This window comes from Peribacillus sp. FW305-BF15, from assembly GCF_058783805.1.
In genome coordinates this window covers 1-16,892 of the sequence record NZ_JBYSYV010000030.1, presented here as the reverse complement: position 1 = coordinate 16,892, position 16,892 = coordinate 1, and the positions used below count along the sequence as shown (strand labels likewise).

The 16,892-nt window shown below is 35.2% G+C and carries 24 protein-coding genes; 22 read left to right on the top strand and 2 right to left on the bottom strand.

Translation table 11 applies throughout. From position 1 onward, the window contains the following. The first annotated feature begins 16 nt into the window (after positions 1-16). From AC3WLU_RS23530 to AC3WLU_RS23520, 3 genes are all read left to right on the top strand, one after another. Complete coding sequence (locus tag AC3WLU_RS23530) at positions 17-490, top strand: ArpU family phage packaging/lysis transcriptional regulator (RefSeq protein ID WP_492598021.1); 474 nt, start codon at positions 17-19, stop codon at positions 488-490. Further along, a complete protein-coding gene (locus AC3WLU_RS23525) occupies positions 465-1,007 on the top strand; it encodes a tyrosine-type recombinase/integrase (RefSeq protein WP_492598020.1) in 543 nt (180 codons plus the stop codon). The genes AC3WLU_RS23530 and AC3WLU_RS23525 overlap by 26 nt, the downstream gene beginning before the upstream one ends. Before the next feature lie 637 nt (positions 1,008-1,644). Continuing rightward, positions 1,645-2,214 (top strand): sce7726 family protein, encoded by a 570-nt coding sequence (locus AC3WLU_RS23520; protein WP_492598019.1) that lies wholly within the window; start codon positions 1,645-1,647, stop codon positions 2,212-2,214. On the opposite strand, the gene AC3WLU_RS23515 is transcribed toward AC3WLU_RS23520, so the two are convergent. Beyond that, on the bottom strand, positions 2,183-3,244 hold the full coding sequence (locus AC3WLU_RS23515; RefSeq protein ID WP_338565251.1) for a beta family protein: 1,062 nt from the start codon (positions 3,242-3,244) through the stop codon (positions 2,183-2,185). The two genes, AC3WLU_RS23520 and AC3WLU_RS23515, sit on opposite strands and share 32 nt — an antisense overlap. 421 nt (positions 3,245-3,665) lie before the next feature. Here AC3WLU_RS23515 and AC3WLU_RS23510 point away from each other — a divergent pair, with 421 nt between their 5' ends. The 6 genes from AC3WLU_RS23510 to AC3WLU_RS23485 all read left to right on the top strand — a co-directional run bounded on the left by AC3WLU_RS23510 (position 3,666) and on the right by AC3WLU_RS23485 (position 7,473). After that, positions 3,666-3,935, top strand: coding sequence for a hypothetical protein (locus AC3WLU_RS23510; RefSeq protein ID WP_492598018.1), 270 nt, complete (start codon positions 3,666-3,668; stop codon positions 3,933-3,935). 132 nt (positions 3,936-4,067) lie between these two features. Further along, a complete protein-coding gene (locus AC3WLU_RS23505) occupies positions 4,068-4,376 on the top strand; it encodes a hypothetical protein (protein WP_492598017.1) in 309 nt (102 codons plus the stop codon). 176 nt (positions 4,377-4,552) lie between these two features. Next, positions 4,553-5,026: a hypothetical protein gene (locus AC3WLU_RS23500; protein WP_492598016.1), complete on the top strand. Its 474-nt coding sequence runs from the start codon at positions 4,553-4,555 to the stop codon at positions 5,024-5,026. 177 nt (positions 5,027-5,203) lie between these two features. Then, positions 5,204-5,701 (top strand): hypothetical protein, encoded by a 498-nt coding sequence (locus tag AC3WLU_RS23495; protein ID WP_492598015.1) that lies wholly within the window; start codon positions 5,204-5,206, stop codon positions 5,699-5,701. A gap of 151 nt (positions 5,702-5,852) precedes the next feature. After that, positions 5,853-6,278, top strand: coding sequence for a hypothetical protein (locus tag AC3WLU_RS23490; protein WP_492598014.1), 426 nt, complete (start codon positions 5,853-5,855; stop codon positions 6,276-6,278). A gap of 211 nt (positions 6,279-6,489) precedes the next feature. Next, the gene (locus AC3WLU_RS23485; RefSeq protein ID WP_492598013.1) at positions 6,490-7,473 is read left to right on the top strand and encodes a hypothetical protein; all 984 of its coding nucleotides are present in this window, start codon (positions 6,490-6,492) and stop codon (positions 7,471-7,473) included. Between the two features lie 92 nt (positions 7,474-7,565). Here AC3WLU_RS23485 and AC3WLU_RS23480 read toward each other — a convergent pair whose 3' ends face one another. Continuing rightward, the gene (locus AC3WLU_RS23480) at positions 7,566-7,742 is read right to left on the bottom strand and encodes a DUF8096 family protein (RefSeq protein WP_144528747.1); all 177 of its coding nucleotides are present in this window, start codon (positions 7,740-7,742) and stop codon (positions 7,566-7,568) included. Between the two features lie 73 nt (positions 7,743-7,815). Here AC3WLU_RS23480 and AC3WLU_RS23475 point away from each other — a divergent pair, with 73 nt between their 5' ends. The 13 genes from AC3WLU_RS23475 (at position 7,816) to AC3WLU_RS23415 (ending at position 16,624) form a co-directional block, all read left to right on the top strand. Further along, entirely contained in the window at positions 7,816-8,145 is a 330-nt protein-coding gene (locus AC3WLU_RS23475; RefSeq protein ID WP_492598012.1) for an HNH endonuclease, read from the top strand. Between the two features lie 104 nt (positions 8,146-8,249). Next, a complete protein-coding gene (locus AC3WLU_RS23470; protein WP_387600157.1) occupies positions 8,250-8,552 on the top strand; it encodes a P27 family phage terminase small subunit in 303 nt (100 codons plus the stop codon). Then, positions 8,549-10,183 (top strand): terminase TerL endonuclease subunit, encoded by a 1,635-nt coding sequence (locus AC3WLU_RS23465; RefSeq protein WP_492598011.1) that lies wholly within the window; start codon positions 8,549-8,551, stop codon positions 10,181-10,183. The genes AC3WLU_RS23470 and AC3WLU_RS23465 overlap by 4 nt, the downstream gene beginning before the upstream one ends. 15 nt (positions 10,184-10,198) lie before the next feature. Next, positions 10,199-11,338 carry a phage portal protein gene (locus AC3WLU_RS23460; RefSeq protein ID WP_492598010.1) on the top strand — a complete coding sequence of 380 codons (1,140 nt, stop codon included), beginning with the start codon at positions 10,199-10,201 and terminating at the stop codon, positions 11,336-11,338. 32 nt (positions 11,339-11,370) lie between these two features. After that, positions 11,371-12,069 (top strand): head maturation protease, ClpP-related, encoded by a 699-nt coding sequence (locus AC3WLU_RS23455; protein WP_492598040.1) that lies wholly within the window; start codon positions 11,371-11,373, stop codon positions 12,067-12,069. Between the two features lie 11 nt (positions 12,070-12,080). After that, complete coding sequence (locus AC3WLU_RS23450; protein WP_492598009.1) at positions 12,081-13,241, top strand: phage major capsid protein; 1,161 nt, start codon at positions 12,081-12,083, stop codon at positions 13,239-13,241. A 13-nt stretch (positions 13,242-13,254) separates the two neighbouring features. Beyond that, the gene (locus AC3WLU_RS23445) at positions 13,255-13,548 is read left to right on the top strand and encodes a phage gp6-like head-tail connector protein (RefSeq protein ID WP_492598008.1); all 294 of its coding nucleotides are present in this window, start codon (positions 13,255-13,257) and stop codon (positions 13,546-13,548) included. Further along, a complete protein-coding gene (locus AC3WLU_RS23440; RefSeq protein ID WP_492598007.1) occupies positions 13,535-13,903 on the top strand; it encodes a phage head-tail adapter protein in 369 nt (122 codons plus the stop codon). Before AC3WLU_RS23445 ends, AC3WLU_RS23440 begins: the two co-directional genes overlap by 14 nt. Then, positions 13,900-14,292 (top strand): hypothetical protein, encoded by a 393-nt coding sequence (locus AC3WLU_RS23435; protein WP_492598006.1) that lies wholly within the window; start codon positions 13,900-13,902, stop codon positions 14,290-14,292. The genes AC3WLU_RS23440 and AC3WLU_RS23435 overlap by 4 nt, the downstream gene beginning before the upstream one ends. Next, on the top strand, positions 14,292-14,678 hold the full coding sequence (locus AC3WLU_RS23430; protein ID WP_492598005.1) for a DUF3168 domain-containing protein: 387 nt from the start codon (positions 14,292-14,294) through the stop codon (positions 14,676-14,678). Before AC3WLU_RS23435 ends, AC3WLU_RS23430 begins: the two co-directional genes overlap by 1 nt. Before the next feature lie 33 nt (positions 14,679-14,711). Next, on the top strand, positions 14,712-15,320 hold the full coding sequence (locus AC3WLU_RS23425; RefSeq protein WP_492598004.1) for a major tail protein: 609 nt from the start codon (positions 14,712-14,714) through the stop codon (positions 15,318-15,320). A 3-nt stretch (positions 15,321-15,323) separates the two neighbouring features. After that, positions 15,324-15,506 carry a hypothetical protein gene (locus tag AC3WLU_RS23420; RefSeq protein WP_492598003.1) on the top strand — a complete coding sequence of 61 codons (183 nt, stop codon included), beginning with the start codon at positions 15,324-15,326 and terminating at the stop codon, positions 15,504-15,506. Between the two features lie 254 nt (positions 15,507-15,760). After that, on the top strand, positions 15,761-16,624 hold the full coding sequence (locus AC3WLU_RS23415) for a hypothetical protein (protein ID WP_492598002.1): 864 nt from the start codon (positions 15,761-15,763) through the stop codon (positions 16,622-16,624). The last annotated feature ends 268 nt before the right edge of the window (positions 16,625-16,892 follow it).

Sequence of the window (16,892 nt, the reverse complement as noted above, 5' to 3'; positions counted from 1 at the left end):
GGAGGTGCCAGGACACATGAAAAGTAGAAGTGATATGCCGGTTGTTGATGAAAAAAAGACTAAAAGAGAAGTCGAGAAGGCGATTGCGGAATATCGGGATTTCTTAATCACGTTACCTATCTTTTTAATGCCAAAAGTGACACCCTCTTATTCATTGGTGCCTCCTTCTAACACCAACGCGTATCATTCCAGCACGGAAGATGCAGCACTTGAACGGATTGAATTTGAGCAAAACCGAGCGGATTGTTTAACTAAAATGCACGATGCGGTGAACAGTTTGAAAGATATCGAGAAATTGATCATGGTGAAAAAGTATCTTTTCCATGATCAACACGGTTACGACTTGTTAATTTGGACTGAATTAGGGCTAGGAAAAACCAAGTATTATGCCATTAAAGGAGAGGCCATGTTGCGTCTGGCCTTCGCCTTGAAAATCGAAGTCTATAATAAAGGGGGTGTTTCGAATGAACGTGGTCCAACCCATTCGTGATAAGGTCCTGCTGCAGGAAATGAAAGACTTCCTGAAACAGAATAATGAACGAAATTACATTATGTTTTTGCTCGGAATCCATACAGGCCTACGTATCTCGGATATTCTTCGTTTACGGGTAAGGGATTTGCAAGGATGGGACATTGTCCTGAAGGAAAAGAAGACGGATAAACATAAAGAAGTAAAGATGTCGAATGAATTGAAAAGGGCGATCTGCAGTTATGTGAAAGACAAACCTTCGAATGAGTATTTGATTAAAAGTCGAAACGGAAAAAACAAGCCGATTACAAGGGGAATGGCCTATGTGATTTTGAGTCAGTTGGCGGAGGAATTCAGACTGGAACGAATCGGGACCCATTCCCTTCGAAAGACGTACGGGTATAATCATTACAAGAAATTCAACGATGTCGTAGCCCTTCAACAGATCCTGAATCACACGGATCAACGAGAAACCTTAATTTACATCGGAATTAAACAAGATGAACTCAATAAAATGCAGGGGAAAATCGATTGGTGATTTCCTCTTTTTTGTAGGTTCTTTTTCTTTTGTCCTTTTTAATTCACTTCAACCTGGCGGTTGTTCAATTCATTTTTAGAAAACGTGATATTCCCTTGGGACTGTAAGAAAAGGTAGGTGCCTGTGAATTATACACAATCTGGATTATAGCTAATTCAACGGGGAATTTTTAGTGCATTTTATATCGGAAAAACAAAAGGAGAGCAATGATTTGCTATACGAACGATTTCTGAACGATTCGCGAACGATAAACGGACACTTATTCATTTTGGATGTGCTAAAGTAATAGTATGTAAGTTTTGAAGAAGACTTCTAAATAAGGCGTGACGGTTTCTAAATGTTATGACTTATCCCCTTTTTTACATGAAGAGTTTATTATTCGTGGTTGCTCGGAGTATGACCGAGTGACCTTTCTTTTGTGGAGTGGAAACCAGATATAACTATTTAGAAAGGTGGTAAGTATTTGGAAGTGAATTTTTAAATTGGGGTAGTCGTTAAATAATTATTTTGGCTGCATTATTGTACTTTTAGTAGGATAAATAACACGTTTGAAGAATACCTATAAAAGAGAGTCATTACTTCGGTAAGCTCTTGAAATTAAAAGGATTTATTAATATTATATGTTTAGGTGATACAAATGGAATTGTTAAATGATATTAAAGTGAGAATGCTGTTATTGGACGAATTAAACAAAACATATGGGGAATGCCCTGAAACTAGAATAATTAATGAATTAGGTTTGGATTTTGGAGCATCTAGAATTGATGTAGCAGTTGTTAATGGAATAATGCATGGATACGAGATAAAAAGTGATTTAGACAATTTACTTCGTCTTCCTAGACAAATGGAGTATTATAACAAAGCATTTGAAAGAATGACAATTGTTATTTCTAGAAAATATCTTTTGGAAATAAAAGAATTGATACCTGAGTGGTGGGGAATAAAAATAATAAGCGCGGATCAATCAAGATTGATTGATATCAGAAAAGGAAGAAAAGTGTCCCATCAAGACCCAACTCTTATTATTAAATTATTGTGGAAAAAAGAATTAAATGGTTTAATTGATCATTTGGGTTTACCTAAATCTCTAAAAAAAATGAGGAAAAATCAGCTCCTTTCACTCTTGAATGAAGAAGCTGATTTTAATGTTATACGATCTTATGTCTATTCGGTTCTTAAGAAGAGAGAGAACTGGAGATTAAATTAAGTTCACTAAGCTGTGCTACCGTAATTTCTATATGATGGTTAACGGCAATGGCGATAGGTGCTTGGTGTTCTGCAATAGTAAATTCCCTGTCTGCACATCTTTTAATTTCTGAATCACCAAAGGAAAAGTCAGGACCTGGATAGAAGTCGTATTCAATTAAATTTTGACATACTTCATAAAACGTTAACTCTCCGTCATCTTTTATAAGTTTTGATTTGGCGATCCAATAGTCTGTCTCTGTTGAGTAAAATACTTTTAAATAGGAGTTATTCATATTGAATCCGGATAGAACTTCTCCTTTTAATCTTGTTGTGTAATCACCAAAATTTAAAGTTCTATTGCTTGATCTTAATTCTAGATAATTATTTAGTTCAACCCTTGGACCTACCAATGTAATAGAATGAGTTTCTGCTTCATTAGCGTTCTCGGGACAAGAGGTAGCTAAATAAACTAATTGAGAATTTTTAATTTTAGAGAATGTATTTATAGTATTTTGAATCCTGTTAATAGTAGCTGGATGATTAAAGAAATCAAGAATCACTGTTACGTTTGTATTTGGCGGTGCCAACTGTAAATCACTCTCAATTTTCTGATACACATATGGGTTAAACGATTCCTGGAAATCATGACACCTAACTCTAATTGCTATTTCAGGATACCCTGATTGAAGAACAGAATTTATTAACCAATCAGGAGAATCATGTTGGAAGCATGGGATTAAATTTAACTCGGTTTGTTTCATCTTAATAATACAGTGATCAACAAGATTAGTACCGCTGGCAGTTACTAGTCTATCTTCTTCCCCAAGTTCTTCTAGTGCACAATTAAAGTCATAAATGAACTTAGTGTCTTTTACTCGTTCTTTTAAATATCTACCTAAAGTGTTAAATTGAACTTCCCAATTATTGATATTTTCTCTTTTTACTCTTTTTGATTCAATAATAGGGATAATTTGCGAACGTGATTCTTCTTTCAAGTTTTTTACAGCCTTCATTTCGTTATTAGCATTTTTTAATAGTGGATAATACATATAAACCCCTCCATGTTTTTAGGTACATAAGTATCATTCTGTTAATAGATAAAATACCCTTCTTTTTTGGTATATATTTGTTTAAAATACATTATTTTCAAATTAAAGAAACGAAATCTAAATAATTTTTACATTAAGCATCCTTTCGAGGGTGCATTTTGTCTAGGAGAAAGAAGGTGAGCCAGATGAAGTTTGTTGAACCATTTTTCTGAACGGCGATTCTGAAGTTAATTCAACTTTATCCGGAATAGATTGCCACTAAAACATAAGTTCTCACTTAAAAGGAGTGTAGAATGGAAGGAAAATCTCTTCGGTTATGAAGGGGTTTTTTGTCTGTGTATCGTAGAAGTTGTATTTTTACTAGCAGGACAATTTCTTTCAGACGTCGAATGTGTATATTTGACGAAAGGAGAGGGATATTATGAGTGATATTATTAAATCCACGGATTACTGTAACTTACTTAAACAAGGGAAAATAACAGTTGGTAATTCTGTATATGCTATAGAAAAAATATATGTAAAGGAAAAAGAAACAGAAGAAATAAGGTTTGCATACTATAAAAAAGACAGCATGGGTAAAGAATTTTTTGTTCCACGTCCTTTAGACTTGGAGGAAGATCATTTAATTGCTTTGTTAAAAGCAGGTATAGATGAAGGCGTGCTTCCGAATGATTTGAAAACTAAACTTTGACTTAAGAGACTGCTTTAATTGAGTGGTCTTTTTCTATTCACTAATACAAATGAAAAAAGTATGAAATCTTAATATTATTAGTATTATTGATTGAAATCGATATAAATGAGTAAAAGAGGAGGTTTTTAAAAAATGGATCATTTTTTTATTATAGAAGGTTGTAGAGAAACGGGTAGTTATGTTGTTTATGAAGGTAAAAAGGGAGTCGAAGAAAACCAAATAATTCAAACTGTAAACAATAAAAGAAGGGGGGGATTAAAGGAATGTAGACAGTATATAGGTAATCACCTGAAAAATTGTGGTTATGCATTAAATCAGGTAGTACCGCATCTGTGTGTAAAACCAAATAGGGAAGAGTTAAAAAACCCTTGGCACCTTAATAGTACAGTACAAGATTATATAGATGGTATTGATCCGGCAAAAAAGTTAGGTGAAATATAGAAACTATATAAAGGCTGGTATTTAAGAATAACGTCAAATACATAAGCGTATATCCATCTAATAGGCGTTTTTTATGTTCGTTGAAAATTTGCATCAAGCGAAAATAATGTTTCTAACTTTATTATATAGTAATATTTGAGTCAATAGTGCTTTTATAATCAATTGGAGGAGAGAAAATGAGCAACCAAAAAAATGCAAAATTAGCGGGGCAAATCGCAGGAATGGCAGGAATAATGGGGGGACCTGCATTTGGTGTTACAGCTTTACTGGTAGAGGCAGTATCAAAATCTATTAAAAAATCAGAAACTATTGCTGAAACGGGTAATTTAGAAAGATTAGAGCAGGAAGCTGCACAACAGGAGATTGAACACCGAATTACTGAATCTCAAGCACGAGTTGCCCAGGAATTAGCAATTGCTAGAAGAATTGAAAATGCTTATGAAGTAGAGATTGAAGAATTTTATGATGCTAGTGGAGATGGAAACCTTGGATTAAGAAATAATGCAGAGAAAGGATTAAATCTTGGTCTTGGTGGTTCTGGCCGTAGAGTAAAGAGTAGAGTTTATCGTTTTAAAGGTTGGCAAGATGGATTGGTTGAACAAGATTCAGAAGACGATGTCCCACTTGAAAAGAATGAAGAAGATAATTAAACAATTTAGAGCATCCATCATACATTGGGTGCTTTTTTATTTAACTAGAATCTATTAAAATCGTTGCAACACCAATTGGTACAGGAACGCTTAGGTGTCAAGTATTGAGAGTATATATTGTAGGAGAATATCACTCTTTTTGATTGTGTTATATAATAAAAAAAGGAGTGGGTTTAATTGAGTTTAGAGAAAGATAAAACCATGAAAGAAGTAATTATAGGTTGGGGGCTACCTGATTATCTTAAAGAAGATGAAGAAAACATAGCCTATAAATTTCATGATGATGGAAAACATAAACATAAAAGTGGACAGAGGGATAGAGAAGAAGATGTGAAATTCACTCTTTATAATAAAAAAACTGAGAAAGACCTGTTTACTATGGATTTCTATAAAAGAGGTTCAGTTGCAGAGATGTTAGGTAAAAATGGTAATAGTATAAAATTACAATTACTACATGTCCATGATGCTTCTTATAGAAAAAAAGGAATATCTGGTCATTATATTGAAAAACTTAAAGAATATGCGATTAGTAAAAGTAGAGAATGCATTTATATAGTTGCCAACGCTGATGGTGTTAAGAGTGAGAGTAAGGAGAATTCCTTAAGTCAAAAAGATTTGGAAGATTTTTATAAAAAGAGAAGTAGTTCTGAAATGCCAATTATATTAGAAAGCTAATTCTGAGCATCCTTTTGAGGGTGCTTTTTATTGTGAAAATGAAATAAAATAATTGAATTTAGGGCGGCACCCAAATAGTGTCGTCTTTTTATGGGTAAAGAAGGAAATTATCTCCTTTTGTCGAATTTATAGGACAAAAGAGGGGAGAGATATGACATTGAATATTACAGAAAGAAAAGAATTAAGAGAAAAACTGTTGAAAGATTTATACGAGCATCATTTTTCTGAAAGTAAAAAGCCAAAACCGATTAGCAATGAAATAAAGGATATTGAGTTTAGACAAGCATATTTATATCTTGAGGAAAAGGGCTTAATAAGTACTATTGATTTTGATTCTCGTATTTATTCAACTGCCGAGATTACAGGTGACGGAATTGATTATATTGAATCAGCAGAGAATAATGATGAAAATATCCTTTCCCATTTGAGAAATACATTCCTACTTTTTACTATTAGAAATATCTTGGTTGAGAAAGATTTGACAACTGATGAAGAATTTTATAATAAGTACAACGAAAAAATAAGAAATTCTTCTATACTAACTAATGAAGATAAAGATAGATTAATACGGGAATAAAATAATTAGTGGAGCATCCAAGTAATCGGGTGCTTTTTCTTTAGAATAAAAAGGGTGATATTAATGAGTATTGTAAATCAGAATAGTGTCATTTTTAAGAACGATTATGCTTGTACTATTCTTGAAAATAATCCATAATTACTAAGTTAAGGAAGAACAATGAAAAACTTTTGATATAAAAATAAAATACGTTAAAGGAATCTAAATAAGAATGAAAATTACAGTTCTAGATGTATCATTGGGCTTACCGCTAATTTTATTATTAGTTATTCTTTTTTTTACACTATTTTTAACTATTATTATGATTACAAAGAATGAAAATATGGATAATAAAGGGAATTCTAATAATCTATTTTCTTGGATTGAAAAGAAAGATCTTTTATATTGGCTTATAATTCTCTGTCTTGGAGCTATAAGCTGTTTAACTTTTCAATATAGTGGAAACAAAAGTGCGGTAAGTCATTGGGGGTTTGCAGGTACAATAGTCTCAATTATATTAGCTGTAGTAGCTATTGGTTTTACTTTATTTCAGACATTGGCTAGTAACCTATCAAGTGAAAAAATAGCTGTGTCTGCGGATAAAATTGAAAAAGCAAGTAACGGATTAAATGTTAATGAATTAATGAAGGCTGGAGAAATAATTAATAACGTTGCGAATAATATTTTAATTCATAATGATAAATTACAAAACCAAGTCCATGATTTAAACGAAGAATTGAAATCACTAAAAACTGAACATAAAAAATATTATTCAATGTTAGACAGTTTTATAGTTAAATCTTCAAATAACAAACCTGATGATATAAATGTAAATTTGTCAGAAAAAGATTTTATAAATCAAATATATAAAAAACTTCCTTTTATGCAGCAATTTGTTATATATACTCTTTTTAAATTTCAAGAAAATGACCTCAAATTTCCAGATAAGCTAGACCCCAAAGAGGAATTTTTCAAGAAATTTAGTGAGTTTACGAAAATAGATAATCAATTTCTCGATGGTGTTAATTTTGCTACATTTTTGGCTGTAAGGAGTTGGTTAAGTATTTTAGGGTATGATAGGAAAAATAATGTTTTTCCAGAACAAATTTACACTGGTCTTTTAAAACAAGGTCGAGATCCTTTTAAGGGTGATGATGAAACTTATTTGGAATTTTTAGATAATTTCATGAAAGAAAATAAAAAAATAAATGAGTAAAATAATTCGAAGCATCCATTGAAGGATGCTTTTTATTATGGAGAAAGAAGGTGGATGATAAATGAAGTGTAACAAAAAGACCCATCAAAGGGTCAGATACTTTTCTTCATGCCACAATTGCGACACTCACGAATATAGACATAGTCTTTTACGGAACTTTTAAACTGGGCTTTATCGCAATTATCACATCGACCACTCTTTATATCAGGTTGGTCTTTATAGTCGTAAACAATGGATGTATCATAGCCGTTGTATTTTTCTTCAGTCAATGCTAATCACCTTCAATAATAGATTCAACTTTATATATGATATCAGATATTTATTAAGGGAGGTAGAGGGGTAGTGACAGAGTATAAGACTGAAGCACAGAAGCGAAACTTCTATAAGTCAGGGGCATGGAACAAGCTAAGGCAGCTAGCATTGGATAGAGACAATCGTGAATGCCAAGGGTGTAAGCGTGAAGGCAGGGTGCATGTGGACTCAATCAAAGTAGAGGGAGATCGTAAGAGCATAGAACTCAACGTCCATCATAAGTATGAGATTGAAGACTATCCGCAGCTGGCTTTGGTATTGGATAACCTTACAACATTATGCCTGAACTGTCATAACAAGATACATGGTCGAGTATTCGGTGAACAGAAAAGGAAACGTTGGGATGATGAGATGTGGTAACACCCCCCTCCTTGCAAAGAGGCTATTTTTATTTTACCCGGGGACCGGGGAGGGGGCTCGATTCTCCAGATTTATCTCAATTTTTCACGTTAGGGGGTGGGTACATGGCGGTTAAAATCACGGAACTCAAAGAACAACTAATGAATAAAATAAATTTAGATGATTTGATCCAGGTTGAGAAAATAGAAAGGTATATACATTTAGTCAAGTCTTTTAGAAGAGTAAATAAAATAATCAACAAAGAGGGCGAATCCGTTACAACGAAAAATGGATCCCAGACTTTTACTAAAGCCCACCCCCTAATTGGTGAACGAAATAAGATTAATGCTTCATTATTGAGTATAGAAAAGTCATTCGGTTTTGAGGATGAAAAGGAGCCCAAGCATAGCGCTAGTGACCTTATATGATTTCTAATAAATACGTTGATGAATATATTAAGTTGTATGAATCAGGAATCATAAAGCTTAATAAAGAACGTGTCATGCTGATAGGGTATTTGAAGAAACATGTTTTATCCCGAGATGATCTATATTTCGATGAAGAACAAATAAATAATTTTAAGAGGTTTACCGAGAAATGGTATTTCCCTTTAGAACCTTTTCAAATGCTCATAGCAGCGTTTGTTTTTTTGTTTTACAAAGATAACGGGAGAAATTTCTTTCGTAAATTCCTGATTATGATGGGACGGGGTGGTGGTAAGAACGGTCTAATCACAGCATTAACGAATTTTTTCATAAGTGAATTGCATGGTATCCCAAAGTACAATGTTTCTATTGTTGCAAACTCGGAAGACCAGGCAAAAACCTCCTTTATGGAAATGTACGAAACCATTGAAGAACATAAAATTTTAGAAGGAATGTTTTATAAAACAAAAGTGGAAATCAAAAATAATGCGACAAAAAGCATTGTAAAATATCGTACTTCCAACGCATCTACTAAGGATGGTTTGCGTGATGGCTGCGTCATTTATGATGAAATACATCAATACGAAACAAATGAAGTGGTGCGGGTATTCTCTAGTGGTTTAGGAAAAGTCAAAAATCCTCGAGAGTTTTTCATAGGTACGGATGGTTATGTTCGAGAGGGTTATCTCGATAAAATGAAAGAGCGGGCCAACAATATCCTTGAAGGAAAAGAATTAAACGACTCCTTATTTCCTTTTATCTGTAAGTTAGATGACAAGGAAGAAGTTGAAGATATAAGCAAATGGGAGAAAGCAAACCCAATGTTTTGTGTGCCTAGAAGCGATTATGCCGAAGGGCTTTTTTATATTGTTCAAGAAGAATACAAGGATCTTGACAATGATCCATCTAATCGTGAAGAGTTCATGACTAAGAGGATGAATCTCCCAGAAGTAAATTTAAATAAAGTTGTTGCTTCCTGGGAAGAAGTACTTGCTACTAATAGACCTCTCCCAGACTTAGCACATCGTACCTGTGTCGGTGGTTTGGATTATGCTAGCATCAAAGACTTTGCAGCAGTAGGGTTACTCTTCAAGATAGAAAATGATTATGTGTGGAAATCTCACTCTTTTGTACGTAAAGAATTTCTTGGCACGGTAAAATTAAAGGTTCCTATTAAGGAATGGGAAAGATTAGGGCTTCTAACCATTGTGGATGAGCCGTCTATAGATATACGTCATATTGTCAATTGGTTTGTAAATGCCCGAGAAAAATATGGTCTAACAAAAATTGTGGCAGATACCTTTCGGTTGGATTTAGTTAAAACAGCTCTAGCAGCTGAGGGGTTCGAACTAGAATTTATTCGCAATCCTAAAGCAATTCATTCATTGCTCGCTCCAAGAGTGGAAACAGCATTCGCAAACCACAATATTATTTTTGGAGACAATCCGTTAATGCGTTGGTATACGAATAATGTCTATGTTCACATTAAAAAGGATGGAAACAAGGAGTATCTTAAAAAAGATGAATTCAGAAGAAAAACAGATGGCTTCCAAGCCTTTATTCATGCATTGTTTAAAGCTGATGAAATATTAGTTGATGATGTGGACTTTTTCTTAGACGAAATTAATTTTTAGAAAGGAGGTGAGATATTGGGATTTCTAGACCTAATAAGAAGCCGTAATAAGGAATTGGATTTCATGTTTGATTTTGATTTAATCCAAGATACTTCCAAGAAAATTTACATGAAGCAATTAGCCGTCCAAACCTGTATTAATATGATTGGCCGTACCATTAGCCAATCTGAATTTTATGTAAAGAAGGATAAAAAGATTGTGAAAGATGACATGTACTATTGCTTAAATGTCAGACCCAGTCCAAACATGTCAGCCAGCCATTTTTGGCAGACTGTGATCCATAAGCTTATCTATGAAAATGAGTGCTTGATCATCCAGTCGGATACCGAGGATTTATTGATTGTGGACTCATTCACACGAGTTGAATATGCCCTGGTCGATGATTCATTCAAAGATGTAACGATTAAAGATTTTACTTATTCTCGTACCTTTCAAATGAGTGATGTTATTTACTTGGAATACAGCAATAAAAAACTGTCTACGTTATTCGATGGCTTATACGCCGATTATGGAGAACTATTTGGTAGGATCATAGAATTTCAAAAACGGAAGGGTCAAATACGTGGACTGGTACATGTGGATACTACCTATGAAAAAGATGAGAAAACACAACGAAGATTACAAGCGTATATCGATAAAATTTATAAAGCTTTTACTGATAAAGCGGTGGCTTTTGTGCCTCAACAAAAAGGCTTTAAGCTAGAGGAATTAAAGAATACTACGCAAGCTCAAAGTGTGGATGAGGTTAACAAAGTCGCTGACGGCTTTCTCAACCAGGTCGCAAAAGCTTTAGGTATTCCCATTTCTTTGCTTCATGGGGATATGGCAGATGTGGAGAAGCCTAACCGCAATTACATGACTTTTTGCATTGATCCGTTTTTGAAAAAAATCAAAGATGAATTGAATGCGAAGCTGATTGATAAAAAGGATTATTTAGCAGGCAAGAAAATGGAAACTAAACGTGTGTCCAATATTAATTTGTTTGACGTAGCGACAGCTGTAGATAAGCTTATCGCAAGCGGCGCGTTTAATGGAGACGAAATACGGGATGAATTGGGATATGATTCTTCAGGTGATCCAATCCACAACAAATACTTTATAACGAAGAACTATCAAGAAAGTTCTGAAGCGCTTAAAGGAGGTGAGAGCGAGTGAAAGGGAATTTTAAGAGGGAATTAAATAAATTCATGAACATGAAAAAGGATTTTCGCTTAGAAAAACAAACTGATGAAGAGTACAAGCTCACCATTTATGGGGCAATTGGTGGATGGTTCAGCGAAAACGATGCAAAGTCTATAAGAAGGAAACTAGATCAAGTAAATGCCGAAAAAATTTATGTTCATATTAATAGTCCTGGTGGATCTGCTTTTGATGGTGTGGCCATCTGTAATATGCTGAAGCAGCATAAAGCAGAGGTTATTGTCCATATTGATGGATGGGCGGCAAGTGCCGCTTCTATTATTGCGATGGGAGCGAACAAGATTATCATGCCATCCAATACAATGATGATGATTCATCAGGCAAGCACCTTTGAATATGGAAATGCAGATGTGTTTGAGAAAAAGGCAAAGGATTTACGGAAAATTGATTCCGCGATTACTTCCACTTATGAAAATCGTTTTGTTGGCACCAGAGAGGAATTGGAACAGCTTTTAAAAGATGAGACCTTCCTTACAGCTGATGAAGCTGTTGCTCTAGGTTTGGCTGATGAAATAGTTGATGAAATTGAAATTGTCGAACCAGAGGATGAAGAGGAAGAATTTGAACCAGAAAACATCAAGGATGATTTAGTCGCTAAATATTCAAAAGTAAATAGCAAAGAACACAAAGAGCCTGAACAAGTTAAGCAAACGCAAAACTTGAGCAGACTCTTTTTACATTTATAGGGGGTTTTCTAATGAGAATTAAATTTAATAATTTTGCTGAGAAAAAGCAGGCATTTGCTCAAGCTACACAAGAAGGTAATGCTGAAGAACAGGCTGCTGCTTTAAATGACATGCTTGAAGCATTAGCCCAGGATGTACAAGGCGATATTATGAATCAGGTTCATGCACATATGGCTGACAACTCCATCATGCAAGCAAGGGGGGCCAATGTTCTTACCACCAAAGAAACCAAGTTTTTTAATGTGGTCATTGAAGATGGCGGATTCAAAGAAACTGATACGCTGCCGGTCACTACCCAAGAGCGCATTTTTGATGATCTAGTAGAAGCCCATCCACTGCTACAACAAATCGGGATTCAAAACCTCGGTGCAGTAACTGAATACATCTATGGGGATCCAGAAGGTATGGCAGTATGGGGCGAGTTATTTGGAGAAATCCTAGGGCAATTAAATGCTACGTTCCGTAAAGAAAAAATCAGTCAACTTAAATTAACCGCATTTATTCCATTATCCAATGACATGCTTAAGCTCGGTCCTGTATGGGTGGAACGGTATGTTCGCACGATGATATCAGAAGCCATGTCAGTGGGTCTTGAACGTGGATATGTGGCTGGTACGGGGGCCGGTATGCCAATTGGTTTATTGAAGGATTTAAAAGGTGGGACAAATGGGGATGGCGAGTATAAAGATAAAAAATCTGCGGGCATTTTAACCTTCAAACCTGGTCGCACGACGATTAACGAATTAAAAGGGGTCGTAGAAAAGCTAGCCATTCGTCCAGTTGGGAAAAAAGAAGAAGAAAAAGTACGAAATATCGCGGGCAAGGTGGTCATGATTGTTAATCCATTCGATAATTTTAGTATCCAAGCAAATGCCACAGTTCAAAATGCTGCAGGTATTTATGTTACGAGTCTACCATTCAACCCGACTATGACAGAATCGATGTTTGTGCCAAAAGGTAAAGTGTTATTTTTCATTCGTGGTGAATACATCGCCGCGATCGGTGGAGCAATGGAGATAAAGAAATATGATCAAACCTTAGCAATGGAAGATGCAACGCTGTACATTGCTAAACAATATGCCACAGGTAAACCGAAAGATAACTATGCTGCTCAAGTATACGATTTAAGTCTTGATATAACGGAGGATTCATCTGAACCAGAAGGTGCATAAGGGGTTGATGTGATTGGAAATCACACAAGAACTATTACGAGAATTTAAAGAGCGCATGCATATTTCCCATTCGATCGAGGACGACAATTTAAAAAGATTGTTGTCCTTTTCTATTGAGGTTTTACAAAGCAAGTGCGGTGCATTTGATGTGGAAAAGAATCCGCGGGCCAAGGAGCTGGTCTTTGAGCGTACAAGGTATCTTTATAATGATGCGGTTGAATACTTTGAGGATAATTTCTTGAGTGAGATTACCAGCTTAGGATTATCGATTGCTTTGAAAGAGGGTGAATCTGATGCAGCTGTTTAAATATAAGCCGCCAAAAGTGAATTCAGGGGATTTACGTACGCCTATCATTTTTTATGAGTATGCACCCAATAAGGGTCCAGAGCCTGGAGAGTCAGAAAAAGAGATTCTCCATCAGGCAATGGCCAAGGTTGATCATGTGTGGTTAAAAGATATGGAAATGGCGAAGTCGAATGGCACGTTATCAGATATCACCATCACGATACGAGATTCACAAGCTGACTATATCCCAACCAATAAGCATTTTCTTTCCATCGATGATGTTAGGTATCGGGACATGAGATATAACATCAAACATGTTCAACCTGACTTGAAAAATAAGGATTTTATAAAGATTGTGGCAGGGTTAACCGAGTGAGTGTAAAAATGCATGGGGAAAAAGCGGTGATGGCAGAATTAGAAAAACGCTTAGGGAAAGTGAAGGCGCAGCAGCTAAGTGATAAGGCATTGAAACAAGGCGCTCAAGTATTTATCAAGGAACTTAAAATTCAATTTGCCACCTTTAAAGATACCGGGGCATCCATTGAAGAAATGACCATATCGGAGCCGATGTGGGTTGCTGGTGTGAGGACGATTAAAATTCATTGGCGTGGTCCGAAAGATCGTTATCGTATCATTCATTTAAATGAGTTTGGCACGGTACAAAACCCGAGCCCGCGTGGTAAAGGTGCCATAGCAAGAGCCATGAGGAATGCTGAATCAGCCTATCGCAATGCGATAAAACAGGCAATTAGGGAGGGATTGTAATGGATGTCCTAGGGATGATATATGATGTGCTAATGGCAGACCCTTCTATCAAGGAAACAGCTAATGGAAGAATCAAATTTTACGAGTTTCCTGAAACAGGAGAAGTTAAGGCACCTTTTATCATCATCGATCCATTAGATGTTCCTATTCCTCAAGATTTTGCGGATAATACCTGGCTAACTCATGATTGCCTACTCCAAATAGACGTGTGGTCGAAAAAGAGAACAACAACAAGAGAATTATCCGGGCAAATTCGCCATGTCATGTGGAATGTTGGTTTTTCTCAGGGATCAGGCGTGGATGAATGGGATAAAGATACAGGGATTTTTCGTGATGCTAGAAGGTATCGAGGAAAATTATATCGGGACGATTTAGACACTTTATAGAGTGTCTATTTTAATTTAAGAGGAGTGATTATTTTGTCAGAAGAGAAAAGCTATAAAGCATCCACTGGTGTGGATGAATTTTATTATGCGGTATTAACCAATGAAGATGAACAATCCTTTAAGACGGCCGAAATTACCAGGGTAAAGTTTTTGCAAGAAATTGAGGTAGAAATGCCACAGGAAGCGATGAGGGCATATGGGGATAACCGTACAGCTGAAATAGCCATATCAGGTGGAAATATAACCGTATCCACGCAGTTTCATAAAGTACCTGTCCAGGACAAAAATATCTTGTTTGGTTTGGAAACAGTGGATGGACTTTCATCCATTGGCGGTGAGGATGTGCCACCTTATGTGGCAGCGGTATTTACTAAGACATTTGAGGACGGTTCTAAAGAGTGGGTGGGGCTTACAAAAGGAATGTTCATGCGTTCTAAAATCTCCGGTAAAACCAAAGAAGAGAACAAAGAATTTGATAATGAAGAAGTAACGGGAGAATTTATGGATCGTTATGTAGAAGGAGCCGAATCTGAAAAATCGGTTCTTTTCGGAGCTGACAAAAAAGGTGAAACAGACAATCGGGATTCTCTTTTCCAAAAGGTATTTGGAAAGCCTTATCCGGGCACACCAGCGGGGGTGTAATAAATGAGTGAGAAAAAGACATACCAAGCAATCGTGGATTTCAAAGACCTTCAGGACAAAGGGAAGATCTATCGTAAAGGGGACACCTACCCTAAACCAGCCAATAAAAGGGTGGAGGATAAACGTTTAGAGGAATTATTGTCCACTGAGAACAAGCTTGGTAAACCAGTTATTAAAGAAATCTAAGAGTGGGCTAATGCCTGCTCTTTTTCTAATGGGGCAGATTAGTTGCATAAGCATTTCTTTGTTTCCTTCTGGAAATTAAAGGGTAAACAAACCAAGAGGGGTAAAATGGAATTAAATTGTTGAATGGGAGTATGGGATACTTAGCATACTCTGTTGAGTCTCACATTTGTTAACAATAATAAGCAAGGTTAATTCTCTTTTTGTTCATATGTATAAAGATGTTGCAGCATATTTACAGAAAAGGTGGGAAAAAAATGTTCGAAGATAAGCTTTTGTACTTTTACAAAAGTGGTTTAAGCTATTGGCACTTAGCCATCAAGCACTTTTTGAAAAGGTTTTTTGTGTGGTTTATTATAGTTGCTTTTGTCTTTTGGTTTTTTATGATTTTTCTTGAGAATTTAATTCCATACTATGTAATCCTAGTAGTAGCAGTACCCCTTACACAATATTTTATTTGGATGAAACCGATTTGGAAATATACTGAAGAAAAATATGGTTGTGTTTATCCAGATCGCGATTGGGATATATTTTTATGTGCAGCTTTAAAGCGGTATCTTAATAAGGAGGTAAATGCAGACCAAACCGAAGAATCCTTAGTCTTTTTGATATCAAGATTATCAAAGAGATTGGAGAGTAAAAGTAAAACAAATTTTTTAAGTTTAATTTCTAACTCTTTAACTTTAACATTAGCCTTTTTTATTCCCGTTTGGTCTGCATTTAACACTTGGTGGTTTAAAGATGTGAACGATATCACCGATGTTTTTCAGTATATGCTGTGGGTTATAGTGGTTCCCTTTTTAACAATTCTTTTACTCAAAGGTGTTTTTTGGAATTTTCTTTTGAAGGATATAGCTGATAGTGAGGTTACCAAACTTTCATCTTTGATAGAAAAGCTAGAGATTATACAATTTTCCATTAAGAATCCCTATTATTATAAAAAGATAGACCAATACTTAAATAAAAAAGGTACGGAGATTGATCTTATTATTAACGAATTTGATGAACGGTATAAAAACTACGCCTCTGACCCTTTAATAAGATTTTATAAAAACGTTAAGCTAAAACTTAAAAATAAGAAATCTAATAAAATTAAATCATTTAATAAAGATGTTAAGTAATTATTGAGCTAAAACCTATGAAATAGAAAGATATATTCGAAGGGTAGGGAAAGGATTAAAGAACTTCAAATAGCAAATGGTCAGACATGGAAATTTATCACTTAGAAATAACATTCCATTAAGTATAAGGACTTCCCCTTGAACTAGCGGGTGTTAGTTCCATAGGGTGCACTTAAAAAGACCACTTATAGTGAACTGCACCCCAATTGTTAGACACCATCTAACAATTGGAGGTGCTTTTTTTATGACAAAATATTCATTAGAGTTG